The organism is Mesorhizobium sp. M0870, from assembly GCF_040319775.1.
Classification (GTDB): Bacteria; Pseudomonadota; Alphaproteobacteria; order Rhizobiales; family Rhizobiaceae; genus Mesorhizobium.
Genome location: NZ_JAMYOI010000013.1, coordinates 109,506 through 124,163 on the forward strand (window position 1 = coordinate 109,506; position 14,658 = coordinate 124,163).

The window sequence follows — 14,658 nt, forward strand, 5'->3', positions numbered from 1 at the left end:
CCAGCGAAATGTGAACAAACCGGAAACAGAAAGACAGACCGAGGTCTAACCCCGAGCGAAAGCCGTGTTGAGCAGGCTGATCTGGTCGGAAACCGGATTGAGGCGGCGCGCCATCGGTTGCATGTCGACCAAGGCGCCCGAGCCATAGATCTCGTCGTCCATGCGGCGCACCAGTGCTTGCAGGCGCAGCGAGCGGGTGACGAGGTCGAGGAAATCCTCGGGCAGCTCGGCCCAGCCGGTGGCTTCGTCATGGGCGGAAGCGGTGTCGAGGCGCACCTTGGACTTTTCCGACGCGACCTGGTCGCGGGTCATCTCGCCGGAATTGGCGGCGCGCTGCAAAAGCAGCCAGGACGCAACCTGCATCAGCCTGGTGGTCAGCCGCATCGATTCGGCCGCATAGAGCGTGGCGCCCAGCCGCGACAGTTTCTTTGCCTCGGCCCGGCCCTTGCCGTCGAGATATTCGGCGGCCTGTTCGACCAGGCCCATGCCTTCCTGGTAAAGCGGCTTGAAGGATTGCGAGAAAACCCGGCGCTCCGCCAGCTTGACGGTTTTCGCACTGCCCTTCGAAGGCTCGTTCATTGATACGCCCCTGCACTTGCAACCGGCCGATTCGGCTCCCTGCCGATACACCCGGAACCCTATCTGACTGAAGCTTGAAAATGCGCTTCGTCACTGGCGAAGGCAAGCACATGTTTAACAGAAGGTTAACGGCGAGCCGCCATTGGGCGGCCCCCGCCGAGATGCGGACAAAAAGGGAAATGAAGACAAAAAAAGAGCCGCGGATAAGGCGGCTCTCAGGAGTTTAACAGGGAGGCGTCAAACAAAGTGGCTCCAACCACTCGGTAAGAATCCAGATCACTGGATGAACATAGTAAACACCTGTAAAGCTTAATGAAGCCTTAACGGCGCGGATGTTTTTTGACCGAACGCCGCCATACTGTGCCGTAACAGCACAGCATCTCCTACGTCAGGCTAGCTCAGGCTGTCCTCCAGACGGCGGGCAAGGCGATGAAGGCAAACAACAGCATGGCCGCGTAGAAGCCCATCGAGGAGGCCGCCACCAGCGGTTCGATCGCGGCATTGCCGGCAAGCAGGAAATAGAGGCCGATCAGCAGGCCGATACCGCTGATTGCGGTCAGCCAGAAATGAACGGTAGCGAGCGTCTTCTGCCCGATTGCCGGAAACAAATGGTAGAAGAAGGCGAAGACCGCCGACATCAGCCATCCGGCCACCATCGTGTGGGCGTGGGTCGGCATCTGTCCGTGATCCTGACTGATCGCCATGTACAGGCCGAGCGCCATGCCGCACAGCGAATAGATGATGGCCAGCGTGAAGAAATTCCGTGCTATCCCTTGCATAATGGTCCCCCGAATTGCCTTTTCCCGTTTGCGGGAATGGGTTGATCGTCAGGCGATTGTTGTCGCCACCGGGCTCCCGGCATTGGCGCACTAGCATCGGTAACGTATCCGGACGATGTCGCGCCAACCCCTCCCGACATCCGTATATTAGCAGAAAATCAGATAGTGCATTCACAATCTCGGCGACTTCGTAAGTTGAGGGCAGGCTGAAACAGAGCCGAATTTTTCGCGACATCGTACCGAAACAGGCACCACGCAAAACGCCCGCTCCTCTGACGGCCGGCGCAAATCAGCGCTGCCGCAAACCTGACCGGACACTGCAGGAGCAACCTATGGACTGGTACTCGATCGTCAAATTCCTCCACGTCACTACCGCCATTCTGTGGGTCGGAGGCGGCTTCGTGCTGTTCCTGCTGGGCATGCTTGCCGAGCGGGCGGGCAACATCGAGGAAAAACTGCAGGCAATGCGCGCCAGCGGTCAGCTGGGCGGCAGGTTTTTCGCGCCGATGTCGATGCTGACGCTGATTTTCGGCCTCATCATGTGCTGGTTCTGGGTCGGCTTCTCCGACCTATGGATCCTCATCGGCCTGGCCGGCTACGCCACGACCTTTTCGATCGGCATGTTCATCTTCAAGCCGACCGGCGAGCGCATGGGCGCAATGATCGCCAAGGAGGGCGTCACACCGGCTGTTCTTGCCATCGGTCAGCGCATGATGAGCGCGGCACGCTTCGACTATGCGGTGATGCTGGTGATCATCGCCGACATGGTGCTCAAGCCGACCGCGCATGATATCGGCATCCTCGCCGGCATGGTGCTGGTCGTCGTGGCCGGCGCCACACTGGCCTTTGGCGGCAACCGTCGCCTCGTGCCGAGCGCCGCGTGACCCCCGGATAAACAGGGCGGCTGCGCGGCCGCCTTTCTACATCAAGCCAGCGATGCCGTCCCAAAGCAGCTTCAGCGCCACGACCGCGACGGTTGCGTAGGTGAAGGGATAGAAGGTTTCCGGGCGCATCCGTCGCACCAGCCACGCCCCGGCGATGGTCGACAGCGGCGCCAGCGGCATCAGCACCGCCGACGCCGTCAGGTTGGCGGTGTCGAACTGGCCGAGCGCGAAATAGGGCACGAGCTTCAGCGCATTGGTGGCGGCAAAGAAGATCGCGGCGGTGCCCGACAGAACCTTCGGATCGAGCCGGATTGGCAAGGCATAGACCTGGAAGGGCGGCCCGCCGACATGGGCGACGAAGCTGGTGAAACCCGCGACCGTGCCCCAGACGGCGGCGGCCACGCGGTTGGGCGCCGCCGCGTGATCGGCGCCATGGCGGAACTGCAGATAGAGCCAGCGCAGGACGAAGATGATGGCGACGGCGCCGACGATCAGCCGCACCGCCTCTTCGGTGACGAATGCCGCCGTCAGCCAGCCGAGACCAATGCCGATGACGGCGCCCGGCATCATGTCGACCAGCATCCTGCGGTCATAGACACCCCACCATGTCCACACCGATACGATGTCCATCAGGCACAGGATCGGCAGCAGGATGGCGGCCGCCTGCACCGGCGGCATGGTCAGCGCCATCAGCGGCACACCGACGAAGCCCACAGCGCCGCCGAACCCGCCCTTGGACAGGCCGACCAGAATGACCGCCGGAAGGGCAGCCGCATAGAACCACGGATCGAGAAGCAGGCCGGACATGGGAGGGGACTGGTCTGGAGGGAAGCGTATCGACGCTTGAATAGCCCAGAATCCCGAGCGGAGCGACAGCAAATATCGGCATGGCCGCCCCATCCGTTGGCTGACGGCGGCCTGTGCCTATCGACGGGCCGAGACCAGCAGGAACATCGGCCGCTCTAGTTCCTCGGCCAGTTCGGGTTTGGCCGCGATCTGCGCATCGGTCGGGCGGAACTCCTCGACATCGCCGATTGTGAAGCCGGACCGGATCAGAGCGTTGAGAGTGGTGCCGATCGTGCGGTGATGTTTCACGACACCCTTGGCCAGCCAGTTGGTGCTGCGCGGTCCTTCCACTAGATACTGGTCGACAGGCCATGTCTTGCGGCCCTCGGCATCGATCGCCCAGCCGGGATTGGTGGGTGCCATGAAGATCGGATGTTCCGTCGAAAAAACGAAATGCCCGCCAGGCGCCAGGGCCTGATGCACGGTCCCGAACAGATGCGACACATCCTCGACATAGTGCAAGGCGAGCGAGCTGTAGACGAGATCGAAGCTGGCTTCCGGCAGGCTGAGCCGATCGAGATCGGCCGTCTCATAGTCTATGCCCGCATCCGGGCCGGCGGCCCTTGCCCGGGCAAGCATCTTCTCCGACAGATCCAGGCCAAGCACCTGCGCCGCCCCATGCTCGCGGGCCCAGCGGCAGAACCAGCCGAAGCCGCAGCCGAGATCGACGACCCTCAAGCCGCCGACATCGGGCAGCATGGCGCGCAGTGCCGCCCACTCGGCGGCACCCTCCAGCCCTTCGACCGAACGGCCGAGCTGGCTGTAGCCTGCGAAGAAATCCTCACGGTCGTATATGTTCTGCGCCATGGTTCCGGCCTCGTTTGGGCCGGCACACTAACCAACCGGCCACCGGCTTTCCACCAACTCGATCAGGATGCCTGCAAGACCTTTGCCCTGTCGCGCGGTGAAGCTGCATCGAGCGGCGGTGGACGCCGCCGGATCGGCTGCGCCTTGATGATGGCGGTGCTTGTCTCGGCCTTGTCTGCGATACGGTCGAGAATCCCGTCGAGATCGCCGATCGAACGCACGAACAGCCGGGCGACGAAACAGTCATCGCCCGTCACCTTGTCGCATTCGCCGAATTCGGGGATGTCCTCGATCAGCTTCTGGACGATGTGCAGCTTGCCCGGCAAAGGCCGGATGCGCACGATCGCCTGCAAGGTATAGCCGAGCGCCAGCGGATCGATCTCGACGGTGAATGCGCGGATGACGCCGCGCTCCTCGAGCCGTCGCAGCCGCTCCGAAACGCTTGGCGACGACAGTCCGACCTGGGCGGCCAGCTCCTTCAGCGAGGTTCGCGCATCCTTGACCAGGATTTCAAGGAGATTTCGGTCGAGATCGTCCAGCATCTTTTTTCTTTCCCCGATAATTTGGAGTTTCTCCTAATATAATTAGGCCAACAGGCCATACACCCTTTCCAATCAGATGGAAAGCTTCGCGGCAGCATGAGATTATTGCGGCTCAACCGATACGGAGGTTTGTTGTGAACGAGACAGTACGCGGCACGGTCGAAATGTCCGCCGCAATGGCCATCCTGGGAACGATCGGATGGTTCGTCGTCCTGTCCGGCCAGCCGATCATGGATGTGGTGTTCTGGCGTTGCGCTTTCGGCGCGATGACGCTGCTCATCATCTGCGCCGGGCTGGGATTGCTGCGCAACAAGCTGTCGCTGCGCATCATCGGCATCGCCGCGCTCGGCGGTGTCGCAATCGTCGTCAACTGGCTGCTGCTGTTCAGCGCATTCTCGCGCGCGTCGATCTCGATCGCCACCGCTGTCTACAACACGCAGCCCTTCATGCTGGTCGGCTTCGGTGCGCTTTTCTTCGCCGAACGGCTGACCCTGACCAAGCTGACCTGGCTGGCCATCGCCTTCGCCGGCATGGTGCTGATCGTGCAGTCGGCCCCCGACGCCGGTGATGTTGGCACGGACTATTTTACCGGCATCGTCATGGCATTGGGCGCGGCTTTCTTTTGGGCCGTTGCCGCCATCGTCACCAAGAAGCTCAAGGGCACGCCACCGCACCTGATCGCGCTGATCCAGGTCTGCGTCGGCGTCGTCATGCTGGCGCCTTTCGCCAATCTTGCAGAGCTTCCGGCCGATGCCTGGAGCTGGACCATGCTGGCGACGCTCGGCATCGTCCATACCGGCCTGATGTACATACTGATGTACGGCGCCATCCAGAAGCTGCCGACGCATCTGCAGGGATCGCTGTCCTTCATCTATCCCGTCGTCGCCATACTGGTCGATGTCGTCGCCTTCGGCCATCGGCTGCATCTGAGTCAGGTCGTCGGCGCCACCGCCATCCTGATCGCCGCCGCCGGCATGAATCTCGGCTGGACGCTGTGGAAGGGCAAACCGCCCGTGGCGAGCCCGCACCCGATCAAATGAAGCGCCCCGCCGGCTGCCCGGCGGGTCAAACATCGCGATCCCGGCTGCCCGCCTGTTCAAAGCGGGCACTTTGCTCTATGCCGCAATCCAACCATCTTCGCCCGGCATAGGCGAGACGCGGGACCCGAAGAACCATGAATGAAGCAACGCCCCCCAATCGCTGTCGCATCGTGCTGATCGCGCCGTCCGGCGTGCCGGCTGCCCGAATCGCCGCGGCATTCGATGGCGGCGATGTCGCTTCGCTGATCCTGCCCGAGAACGGCATGGATGAAGCCTCCTTCCAGGCTTTCGCCGAACAGATCGTGCCAGCAGCGCAAGCCGCCGGCGTTGCTGTCATCATCGCCGGCGACACCCGCATAGCCGGCCGCGTCCAGGCCGACGGCATCCATGTCGAGGTCTCCAAGGCCGAGCTCGCCGAGACGATCGAGCATTTCCAGGCAAAGATGATGGTCGGCACCGGAGGCGCCAAGACGCGTGACGACGCGCTCGAGCTTGGCGAGACGCGGCCAGACTACATCTTCTTCGGCCGCTTCGGCTACGACAACAAGCCCGAACCGCACCCGCGCAACCTGTCGCTCGGCGCATGGTGGGCGGATATGATCCAAATCCCGTGCATCGTCATGGCCGGATCCGACATCGCCTCGGTCGAAGCCGTGGGCGCCACCGGTGCCGAATTCGTGGCGCTGTCGAGCGCCGTGTTCGCCGACGGCACCGATCCTAGGACAGCGGTCGCCAGCGCCAACGCGCTGCTCGACGAAACCGCGCCACGCTTCGAGGACTGACGTGCCCTCGGCGAGGCTTCCCCTCCAGGCCCTGCTTGCGATGCTGATGGTCCAGGCAGCGGCCGCGGAGACCATCCCGCTGCCGCAGCCCAAGCCGGAAATCGGCGTGCACACCGACAAGCCGATCGACAAGCCGCTGCCGCAGCCCGCCACCACGGCAGAACCGGCGCCGCTGCCGTCGGCCGACACGGTCAATCCCGACCGCTTCGGCGCAAAACCCGCCGACGCGGCCTATGGCGCCTTCCAGCGCGGTCTCTACAAGACAGCTTACAATTTGGCATTGGTCCGGGCGCAAAACGGCGATCCGGCGGCGCAGACCTTGGTGGCCGAGATCCTGTCGCGGGGGCTCGGTGTACCGGTCAATTCGGCGCAGGCGGCGAAATGGTACGCGCTGGCCGCCGAACAGGGTGTGCCGGAATCGCAGTTCCAGTATGCGCTGATGCTGCTCGACGGCCGCTATGTCAAAAAGGATGGAAAAGAAGCCTACGCCCTGATGCAGGCCGCCGCCGAAGCCGGCAACCGGCTGGCGCAATTCAATTTCGCGCAGATGCTGGTCCAGCAGGACCCCGGCGATGCCGGCATGGCCAAGGCGGTCTCCTACTATGAGCGCGCCGCCGCGACCGGCCTCGCGGACGCGCAATATGCGATGTCGCAGATCTACGCCAATGGCGTCGGCGGCAAGCCACGCGACGACGCCCAGGCAAGGCGCCTGCTGGCGCAGGCAGCCAGGCAGAACTACGACACCGCGCAGATCGATCTCGCCGCCTGGATGATCGAAGGCCGCGGCGGTGCGCGCGACCTGAAATCCGCCTTCGGCTGGATGAAGCAGGCGGCGGAAGGCGGCAATGTCGCCGCCCAGAACCGCCTGGCCAAGCTCTATATGCAAGGCATCGGCACCGATCCGGACCTTGTGCTTGCCGGCGCCTGGTACGTCGTCGCCCGTCGTGCCGGCCTCATCGACCCACAGATGGACGACTTCCTGCAGGGGCTGGACGACGACCAGACCAAGCAGGCGCTGCAGAAGGCCAACCGGCTGCCTTGACGGCGGTTCTCGCGGTCATTGCAAGTGTAACCTCGGCTCCCCTCGCCTGGCACCGACCTGCCCGCTCCCTTGCCTCTTCTGGCGATTTGTGGTCTTGGGAGCCCGAAATCGCTTTCCCAGCGAACATCCCATACCGACGGCGTGGCCGTTGGCATCATTCCGGATCATCTCATCATGGCCAAGATCAATGGCAACGAAATCCGTCCCGGCTATGTCATCGAGCATGATGGCGGCCTTTGGGTGGCGGTCAGGACCAACACCGTCAAGCCCGGCAAGGGCGGCGCCTACAATCAGGTCGAACTGAAGAACCTCATCAACGGCACCAAACTCAACGAGCGCTTCCGCTCGGCCGAGACCGTCGAACAGATCCGGCTCAACCTGAAGGATTTTTCCTTCCTCTACGCGCAGGAAGACGCACTGGTGTTCATGGACACCCAGAGCTACGAGCAGCTCGAATTGAACAAGGACTTCGTCGGCGATCGCGCCGCCTTCCTGCAGGACGGCATGATGGTGACGGTCCAGCTCTACGAAGAGCGGCCGATCGGCATTTCGCTGCCCGACTATGTGACGCTGACCATCACCGAGGCCGACCCGGTGGTGAAGGGTCAGACGGCGGCATCGTCCTACAAGCCGGCGATCCTGGAGAACGGCATCCGCGTCCTGGTGCCGCCCTTCATCGGCGCCGGCGAGCGCATCATCGTCGACACCAACGAAATCACTTACGTGCGCCGCGCCGACTGACGCATGTCGCCCCAAAGTGGCCTCGGTTCTGGGTCACCGACATGCATCGAGGCGGAGTTTAAAGCGCAGCACCGGGAAAAAGCACTATGGCACGCTCAGCCCTTCTCAACGTCATGGTCCAGGCCGCAATGAAGGCCGGCCGCTCGCTGTCGCGCGACTTCGGCGAGGTGCAGAACCTGCAGGTCTCGATGAAAGGCCCCGGCGACTATGTCAGCCAGGCCGACCGCAAGGCAGAGGACATCGTCTTTGCCGAACTGTCCAAGGCTCGGCCCGGCTATTCCTTCCTGATGGAAGAGCGCGGCGTGGTCGAAGGCGACGACGGCCAGCATCGCTGGATCGTTGACCCGCTCGACGGCACCACCAATTTCCTGCACGGCATTCCGCTCTTTGCCGTTTCGATCGCGCTGGAGCGCCAGGGCCAGATCGTCGCCGGCGTCATCTACAATCCGGCGATGGACGAACTCTACACCTGCGAACGCGGCGGCGGCGCCTTCATGAACGACCGCCGCTTGCGCGTCGCTGGCCGCATCAAGCTGGTCGACACCGTGATCGGCTGCGGCATGCCGCATCTCGGCCGCGGCCACCATGGCAATTTCCTCGTCGAACTGCGCAACGTCATGGCCGAGGTTTCCGGCGTCCGCCGCCTCGGCTCCGCCTCGCTCGATCTCGCCTATGTCGCCGCCGGCCGCATGGATGGCTTCTGGGAAACCGGCCTGTCGGCCTGGGACATCGCCGCCGGGCTGCTTTTGATCCGCGAGGCAGGCGGCTTCGTCTCCGACATGGACGGCGGCCAGGACATGCTCGATAACGGTTCGGTCGTCGCCGGCAACGAGGTCATCCAGCGCGCTTTGCTGAAGGTCGTGAAGAAGCCGCTCTCCTCCCGCTGACAGCCACGCCGCGCGGATGCGCCGCAGTCGCAAAACCGCAATGGAAGCTTGAAATACTGCCCGGCATGCGCCCAAATTGGAGGGCGCGGTGCAGGAACCCGGCTTAGTGAGAGACAACGAACCTTACCCCGATATCCCGTTCATCGGACGCTGGCACTATTCGCGTGCCGAGATGATCGCAGACGGTATCGTCCACGCGGTCGGCATCGTGCTGGCGATATCGGCCGGTTCGGCACTGCTGGCGCTGGCGGCGTTCCGTGTCGGACCGGGCGAATACATCGCCGCCGCCTTCTACGTGGTTTCGCTGCTCACCGTGCTCTCGGTGTCGATGACCTACAATCTGTGGCCGGTGTCGTCGCCGGCAAAATGGGTGTTGCGGCGTTTCGACCACGCCGCGATCTATCTGCTGATCGCCGCGACCTACACGCCTTTCCTGGCGCAGCTCGAAGGCTCGCCGCTGGCGCGCTGGATGATCGTGCTGGTCTGGACCGCGGCAGTGCTGGGCATTGCCATCAAGGTGTTCTTTCCCGGCCGTTTCGACCGGCTGGCGATCGGCTTCTATCTCGCCATCGGCTGGAGCGGCATCATCCTGGTCAAGCCGCTTGTCCAGACACTGCCGACGACATCGATAGCGCTGATCGTCGCCGGCGGCATCGTCTATTCCTGCGGCGTCATCTTCTTCGCCTGGAAGGGGCTGCGCTTCCACAACGCGCTGTGGCACGGTTTCGTCGTCACCGGCGCCGGCCTGCATCTGGCCGCCATGGTTGACTGTCTGGTCATCAATCGCCTCTGACACTATCGACGCGGCAATATTGCCAAGCGCCATTCAATTTGGTCACAATTCCGTTTAGAGTCGCGGTTTACGTGATCGGCGGCGGCATCGGAAACGGGGCACGGATGGCTTTTCTCAGATCCTTCGGCATGGGCAGACGTTCTGATGTCCTGATCTACGACCCGCATAAACTATCGAGCCCGCAGGTCTTTTTGCTGACCATGGTGATCTTCCTGGTCATCGTCGCCTTCATCGCCGCCATTCTGACCCGACAAATCTCGACCGCCTTTGGCAGCAATCCCGGCCTCAATGGCCTGATCGTCGGCGTGCTGGTGGTCGGCATCCTTTTGGCCTTCGCCCAGGTCGGGCGACTGTTTCGCGAGGTGCGCTGGGTCAACTCCTTCCGTGCCGGCTCTGAGACGACAGAACCGGTGCTGCTGGCGCCGATGAAGGCGATGATCGGCCGTTCCTCGGCGATGGCCTTCTCGACCAGTTCGATGCGCACCATGCTCGATTCCATCGCCACCCGCCTCGACGAAAGCCGCGACACCTCGCGCTATCTCGTCGGCCTGCTGGTGTTCCTCGGCCTGCTCGGCACCTTCTGGGGCCTGTTGAACACCATCGGCTCGATCCGCGAGACCATCGAATCGCTCGATCCCGGCACCGGTGACGCCGCCGCGGTGCTCGATTCCCTGAAGCAGGGGCTTTCCGCGCCGCTGGCCGGCATGGGCACGGCCTTCTCGTCCTCGCTGTTCGGCCTCTCCGGCTCGCTGGTGCTCGGCTTCCTCGACCTGCAGGCCGGCCGCGCCCAGACGCGCTTCTACACCGAACTGGAAAACTGGCTGTCCTCGGTGACCGACCTGTCGTCGGACATCGTAGTCGCCGACCCAGCCAAGACCGAATCCTCCGACGAGATCCGGGTGCTGTCCGAACGGCTGCGCAGCATGCAGGAGAATGGCGGCGGCTCCAACCCGCGCGTCGCCACCGCCATGGCCAATCTCGCCGACGGCATTTCCGGCCTGGTCAAGAACATGCGCTCGGAACAGCAGATCATGCGCGACTGGGTCGAGGCCCAGTCCGACGAGCAGAAGGCGATGCGCAACACGCTGGAAAAGATCGCCGATGCCTTGAAGAAGCCCGGGGTGCACTGAAGTGGCACTCGCCAGGGGCCGGCGCACCGATCGCCGCATCGACTACTGGCCGGGCTTCGTCGACGCGCTGTCGACGCTGCTTTTGGCGATTATGTTCCTGCTCACGGTCTTCGTGCTGGCGCAGTTCCTGCTGGGACGCGAAATCTCCGGCAAGGATACGGCACTCTCGCGCCTCAACTCCCAGATCAACGAACTGACGCAGCTGCTGGCGCTGGAGCGCTCGACGGCGCAGGACAAGGATGACTCGCTGGCCAATCTGCAGGCATCGCTGTCGGCGGCGGAAGCGGAAAGGAGCCGGCTCCAGCAATTGCTGGCGCAAGGTGCGGGCGCCGGCGACGCCGCCAACCAGCGCGCCGCGGCGCTCGGCGGCGAACTCGACAGCCAGCGCCAGATCAGCCAGCAGGCACTGAGCCAGGTCGAGATCCTCAACCAGCAGATCGCGGCACTGCGCAAGCAGATCGGCGCGCTCGAGGATGCGCTCAACGTCTCCGAAATCCGCGACCGCGATTCAAACACCAAGATCGCCGACCTCGGCCGTCGCCTCAACGTCGCACTGGCACAGCGCGTGCAGGAGTTGAACCGCTACCGCTCCGACTTTTTCGGCCGCTTGCGCGAAATCCTCGCCGACCGCGAGAACATCCGCATCGTCGGCGACCGCTTCGTCTTCCAGTCGGAAGTGCTGTTCCCGACCGGCTCCGAGGTGATCAACGATGCCGGCAAGGTCGAGATGAAGAAGCTCGCCGACGCCATCATCGAGTTGCAGAAGGAAATCCCGCCCGAGATCAACTGGGTGCTGCGCGTCGACGGCCACACCGACAACAAGCCGCTCTCCGGCGCCGGCCGCTACCGCGACAATTGGGAACTGTCGACGGCCCGTTCGACCTCGGTGGTGAAATTCCTGATCGAAAACGGCGTGCCTGCCAACCGGCTCGTCGCCGCCGGTTTCGGTGAGTTCCAGCCGCTCGATCCCGCCGACACCGAAGAGGCGCGCAACAAGAACCGCCGTATTGAACTGAAGCTCACCGAACGTTGATCCATCATCACGCGAACTCACGCGAACTTGTTCGTCGGCTCAACTCTAGGGCGCATATCGAGGCCGGCAAGGCCTGAAAAGATTATCTTTTTTTAATTACACATTGTCGCGGGGCGGTCCTAGCTTGCCGCCTGGGCCGAGAACCGCCGGCGATGAATCCCCGCTCATCGCGACGCGACGGAACCGGACGGCCCAAGGCCGGAAGGCGGGCGGACAACCGCCGCTTTCCTCTACAAGAGGAGACGCGTGATGCGCTCTTTCAAGACCTCGCTTAGAACTGCGACACTCACGGCGTTCCTCATCGCCGTTCCGCTTGCCGGCGCCTATGCCGCGGGCCATCACAAAGGCGCTCTCGACGCGACCGATCCGACCGACATGACTGGCCCGCGTGTCGAGGCGCTCATCCAACAGGTGCAGGGCGTGCATCAGGGCATCGTGGACGCGAGACAGGCCAACAACATCACCCCAGCCGTGGCGGAACGCCTGGAAATGCGCACGGCCTACATCGGTCAAACGGCCGAGAAAGTCGCCGCGTCCTATCATGGCAGGATACCGGCCGCGCAATACCATGACCTGTTGCGTCGTCTCGACAATATCGACCGGCGGTTGATGGTCGATACCGGCAGTGGTTTTTTGATAGGCGACGGCGCCGACGGCGGCAATTACCCGAACGGCTAAACGGTCCAAGAGGACGGCTGAAACGGTCCAAGAGGAAGGGACCGCCTGACGCCTTCGGGGGCCTCCCGCGGGCGTCCTTTTTACCAGCCGAGCCACACCGCGATCAGGGCAGCCGCCGCCGGCACGGTCTGGATGAACAGGATCTTGCGCCCGACCGTTGCCGCGCCATAGAGGCCGGCAATGGCCACGCAAGCCAGAAAGAAGACTTTGACCTGGAAACCGGCCGCACCAAGGTATAACCCCCAGATGAGCCCGGCGGCGAGGAACCCGTTGTAGAGTCCCTGATTGGCGGCGAGCACTTTCGAGGCACTGGCGAATTCCCGGGTCAGGTTGAAAGCCTTGTGTCCGCGCGGCGTGTCCCACAGCACCATCTCCAGATAGACGATGTAGGCATGGATCAAGGCCACCAGCCCGACCAGGATGTTGCCGATCATTTTTTCCCCCCTTGATGTGTTGCCGGCAGCATTTCATGCGCGGCCTCGCCTGCGCAAGGTGCATCTGCTGGACGGCGTCTGAGGGTTGCCAACGCCTTTGCGTTGGTATCTTTTCGCGCCGTCCCCAATCACGGAAGCCGCCATGTCCTTTCAGAAACTCGATAATCTCGGCCACAAGCTCGAAGCACTCGAGCATGCGCTGGCCATCCTCGGTGCCGACGAGGCCACCCACATGGCCGTCGGCGGCGGCGAGAAGCGTGCCGAGGCGATGTCGGCACTGGCCGGCATGTATCACACCAGGGCAACGGCGCCGGAGATAGCAGACTGGATCGCCGCGGCAGAGCAGGAAGCGTTGGGTGAAGAGCAGCGCACCGCGGTCTCGGAACTGCGGCGCCAATATACCAACCTGACCTGCCTGCCGGTCGAATTCGTCGAACGCCAGACGACCGCGCGCATGCGTTGCGAGCAGCTGTGGCGCGGCCTGCGCGGCAAGAACGACTGGGCAGGCTTCCAGCCGGCGCTGGAGGGCGTCGTGGCGCTGGTGCGCGAGGAGGCGGCGCTGCGTGCCGATGTGCTCGACCTAGCCCCCTATGACGCGCTGATGGAGCAATACGACCCCGGCAACCGCACCGCCGACATCACGCCAGTCTTCACCGACCTGAAGGCTTTCCTGAAAAGCTTCGTGCCGGAGGCGCTGGCGGTCCAGGACGCGCGGCTGCGCAAGCGCCCGCTGAAGCCGCTCTCAGGCACCTATGCGATCGACCGGCAGCGCGAGCTCGGCCTTGCCATGATGGCGGCGGTCGGCTTCGACCTGACACACGGGTCGCTGTCGGTGTCGCACCATCCTTTCTGCGGCGGCGTGCCGAGCGACGTGCGCATCACCACCCGCTACAAGACGTCCGACTTCCTGTCGGCGCTGATGGGCGTGCTTCACGAGACCGGCCATGCGCTCTACGAACAGAACCTGCCCAAGGCATGGTCGCACTGGCCGCTCGGCAAGGCGCGCGGCATGGCCGTGCATGAAAGCCAGAGCCTGTTCGTCGAAAAACAGCTCGGCCGCAACCCGGCCTTCTGGAACTGGGCGCTGCCGGTGGTTGAAAAGCATCTCGGTGAGGCCTGGTCGCTCGACGATATCCTGCCGCATGTGCATCGCGTCGAGCGCGGCCTGATCCGTGTCGATGCCGACGAGGTGACCTACCCCCTGCATGTCATCCTGCGCTACGAACTGGAGCAGGAGCTCGTCGCGGGCCGGCTGGAGGTCGCCGACCTGCCCGAAGCCTGGGACGCCAAGATGCGCGATTACCTCGGTCTTTCCACCATCGACAATCCGGCCGACGGGCCGATGCAGGACGTGCATTGGCCAGGGGCCGCCTTCGGCTATTTCCCCTCCTATACGCTGGGCGCGATGATGGCGGCGCAGCAATGGGCGGCGCTGACGCGGGATCATCCTGCCGCCGATGACGATCTCGCCAAAGGCAATTTCGAGGCGATCAACGAGTGGCGCCGCAAAAAAATCTGGTCGCAGGGATCACGCTGGTCGACGCCGGATCTGCTCGAACGCGCCACCGGCGAAAAGCTCAACGCTACCTATTTCGTGAACCATCTGAAGCAGCGCTACGGAACCGCGTAGAGCGGCACATCAGGAACGTAGTTGGTTCTGA

The 14,658-nt window shown here is 63.4% G+C and carries 17 protein-coding genes; 11 read left to right on the forward strand and 6 right to left on the reverse strand.

The features are described from left to right. Positions 1 to 45: 45 nt before the first annotated feature. Positions 46 to 579 (reverse strand): protease adaptor protein RcdA, encoded by a 534-nt coding sequence (gene rcdA, locus NKH97_RS17600; RefSeq protein WP_352678064.1) that lies wholly within the window; start codon positions 577 to 579, stop codon positions 46 to 48. 398 nt (positions 580 to 977) lie between these two features. Continuing rightward, positions 978 to 1,358, reverse strand: a complete 381-nt coding sequence (locus NKH97_RS17605) for a hypothetical protein (protein WP_023811843.1) — start codon at positions 1,356 to 1,358, stop codon at positions 978 to 980. A gap of 332 nt (positions 1,359 to 1,690) precedes the next feature. Here NKH97_RS17605 and NKH97_RS17610 point away from each other — a divergent pair, with 332 nt between their 5' ends. Further along, positions 1,691 to 2,242 (forward strand): DUF2269 family protein, encoded by a 552-nt coding sequence (locus tag NKH97_RS17610; protein WP_352798190.1) that lies wholly within the window; start codon positions 1,691 to 1,693, stop codon positions 2,240 to 2,242. A 36-nt stretch (positions 2,243 to 2,278) separates the two neighbouring features. Here NKH97_RS17610 and NKH97_RS17615 read toward each other — a convergent pair whose 3' ends face one another. The 3 genes from NKH97_RS17615 to NKH97_RS17625 form a co-directional block, all read right to left on the reverse strand. Continuing rightward, the gene (locus NKH97_RS17615) at positions 2,279 to 3,049 is read right to left on the reverse strand and encodes a sulfite exporter TauE/SafE family protein (RefSeq protein ID WP_352772950.1); all 771 of its coding nucleotides are present in this window, start codon (positions 3,047 to 3,049) and stop codon (positions 2,279 to 2,281) included. Between the two features lie 117 nt (positions 3,050 to 3,166). Beyond that, a complete protein-coding gene (locus tag NKH97_RS17620) occupies positions 3,167 to 3,895 on the reverse strand; it encodes a class I SAM-dependent methyltransferase (RefSeq protein WP_352772953.1) in 729 nt (242 codons plus the stop codon). Positions 3,896 to 3,957: 62 nt separating this feature from the next. Beyond that, the gene (locus NKH97_RS17625; protein ID WP_127296193.1) at positions 3,958 to 4,437 is read right to left on the reverse strand and encodes an Lrp/AsnC family transcriptional regulator; all 480 of its coding nucleotides are present in this window, start codon (positions 4,435 to 4,437) and stop codon (positions 3,958 to 3,960) included. Between the two features lie 134 nt (positions 4,438 to 4,571). On the opposite strand from NKH97_RS17625, the gene NKH97_RS17630 reads away from it, so the two are divergent. From NKH97_RS17630 to NKH97_RS17670, 9 genes are all read left to right on the forward strand, one after another. After that, the gene (locus tag NKH97_RS17630; RefSeq protein ID WP_352772956.1) at positions 4,572 to 5,477 is read left to right on the forward strand and encodes a DMT family transporter; all 906 of its coding nucleotides are present in this window, start codon (positions 4,572 to 4,574) and stop codon (positions 5,475 to 5,477) included. A gap of 134 nt (positions 5,478 to 5,611) precedes the next feature. Next, positions 5,612 to 6,259, forward strand: coding sequence for a thiamine phosphate synthase (locus NKH97_RS17635; protein WP_352772959.1), 648 nt, complete (start codon positions 5,612 to 5,614; stop codon positions 6,257 to 6,259). Position 6,260: 1 nt separating this feature from the next. Next, complete coding sequence (locus NKH97_RS17640) at positions 6,261 to 7,301, forward strand: tetratricopeptide repeat protein (protein ID WP_352554257.1); 1,041 nt, start codon at positions 6,261 to 6,263, stop codon at positions 7,299 to 7,301. Between the two features lie 174 nt (positions 7,302 to 7,475). Further along, the gene (gene efp / locus NKH97_RS17645; protein ID WP_352611396.1) at positions 7,476 to 8,042 is read left to right on the forward strand and encodes an elongation factor P; all 567 of its coding nucleotides are present in this window, start codon (positions 7,476 to 7,478) and stop codon (positions 8,040 to 8,042) included. Between the two features lie 86 nt (positions 8,043 to 8,128). Next, positions 8,129 to 8,929: an inositol monophosphatase family protein gene (locus NKH97_RS17650; protein WP_023811836.1), complete on the forward strand. Its 801-nt coding sequence runs from the start codon at positions 8,129 to 8,131 to the stop codon at positions 8,927 to 8,929. Positions 8,930 to 9,035: 106 nt separating this feature from the next. Continuing rightward, positions 9,036 to 9,722: a PAQR family membrane homeostasis protein TrhA gene (gene trhA, locus NKH97_RS17655; protein ID WP_164780293.1), complete on the forward strand. Its 687-nt coding sequence runs from the start codon at positions 9,036 to 9,038 to the stop codon at positions 9,720 to 9,722. 104 nt (positions 9,723 to 9,826) lie between these two features. Then, on the forward strand, positions 9,827 to 10,852 hold the full coding sequence (locus NKH97_RS17660) for a MotA/TolQ/ExbB proton channel family protein (protein ID WP_013529124.1): 1,026 nt from the start codon (positions 9,827 to 9,829) through the stop codon (positions 10,850 to 10,852). Between the two features lies 1 nt (position 10,853). Next, positions 10,854 to 11,885, forward strand: coding sequence for a peptidoglycan -binding protein (locus tag NKH97_RS17665; protein ID WP_023811834.1), 1,032 nt, complete (start codon positions 10,854 to 10,856; stop codon positions 11,883 to 11,885). 249 nt (positions 11,886 to 12,134) lie between these two features. Next, a complete protein-coding gene (locus tag NKH97_RS17670) occupies positions 12,135 to 12,563 on the forward strand; it encodes a hypothetical protein (protein ID WP_352798200.1) in 429 nt (142 codons plus the stop codon). A gap of 80 nt (positions 12,564 to 12,643) precedes the next feature. Here the strand turns inward: NKH97_RS17670 and NKH97_RS17675 are convergent, their stop codons facing one another. Continuing rightward, the gene (locus NKH97_RS17675) at positions 12,644 to 12,997 is read right to left on the reverse strand and encodes a DUF1304 domain-containing protein (RefSeq protein WP_352554260.1); all 354 of its coding nucleotides are present in this window, start codon (positions 12,995 to 12,997) and stop codon (positions 12,644 to 12,646) included. A 142-nt stretch (positions 12,998 to 13,139) separates the two neighbouring features. Here NKH97_RS17675 and NKH97_RS17680 point away from each other — a divergent pair, with 142 nt between their 5' ends. Further along, complete coding sequence (locus NKH97_RS17680) at positions 13,140 to 14,627, forward strand: carboxypeptidase M32 (protein WP_352798203.1); 1,488 nt, start codon at positions 13,140 to 13,142, stop codon at positions 14,625 to 14,627. The last annotated feature ends 31 nt before the right edge of the window (positions 14,628 to 14,658 follow it).

What these genes read in the sequence shown, in the direction of transcription:
- NKH97_RS17675 (WP_352554260.1), bottom strand. Translation starts at nt 12,997, where the DNA reads ATGATCGGCAACATCCTGGTCGGGCTGGTGGCCTTGATCCATGCCTAC.
- rcdA (WP_352678064.1), bottom strand. Translation starts at nt 579, where the DNA reads ATGAACGAGCCTTCGAAGGGCAGTGCGAAAACCGTCAAGCTGGCGGAG.
- NKH97_RS17605 (WP_023811843.1), bottom strand. Translation starts at nt 1,358, where the DNA reads ATGCAAGGGATAGCACGGAATTTCTTCACGCTGGCCATCATCTATTCG.
- NKH97_RS17680 (WP_352798203.1), top strand. Translation starts at nt 13,140, where the DNA reads ATGTCCTTTCAGAAACTCGATAATCTCGGCCACAAGCTCGAAGCACTC.
- NKH97_RS17620 (WP_352772953.1), bottom strand. Translation starts at nt 3,895, where the DNA reads ATGGCGCAGAACATATACGACCGTGAGGATTTCTTCGCAGGCTACAGC.
- NKH97_RS17625 (WP_127296193.1), bottom strand. Translation starts at nt 4,437, where the DNA reads ATGCTGGACGATCTCGACCGAAATCTCCTTGAAATCCTGGTCAAGGAT.
- efp (WP_352611396.1), top strand. Translation starts at nt 7,476, where the DNA reads ATGGCCAAGATCAATGGCAACGAAATCCGTCCCGGCTATGTCATCGAG.
- NKH97_RS17670 (WP_352798200.1), top strand. Translation starts at nt 12,135, where the DNA reads ATGCGCTCTTTCAAGACCTCGCTTAGAACTGCGACACTCACGGCGTTC.
- NKH97_RS17610 (WP_352798190.1), top strand. Translation starts at nt 1,691, where the DNA reads ATGGACTGGTACTCGATCGTCAAATTCCTCCACGTCACTACCGCCATT.
- NKH97_RS17650 (WP_023811836.1), top strand. Translation starts at nt 8,129, where the DNA reads ATGGCACGCTCAGCCCTTCTCAACGTCATGGTCCAGGCCGCAATGAAG.
- NKH97_RS17660 (WP_013529124.1), top strand. Translation starts at nt 9,827, where the DNA reads ATGGCTTTTCTCAGATCCTTCGGCATGGGCAGACGTTCTGATGTCCTG.
- NKH97_RS17635 (WP_352772959.1), top strand. Translation starts at nt 5,612, where the DNA reads ATGAATGAAGCAACGCCCCCCAATCGCTGTCGCATCGTGCTGATCGCG.
- NKH97_RS17615 (WP_352772950.1), bottom strand. Translation starts at nt 3,049, where the DNA reads ATGTCCGGCCTGCTTCTCGATCCGTGGTTCTATGCGGCTGCCCTTCCG.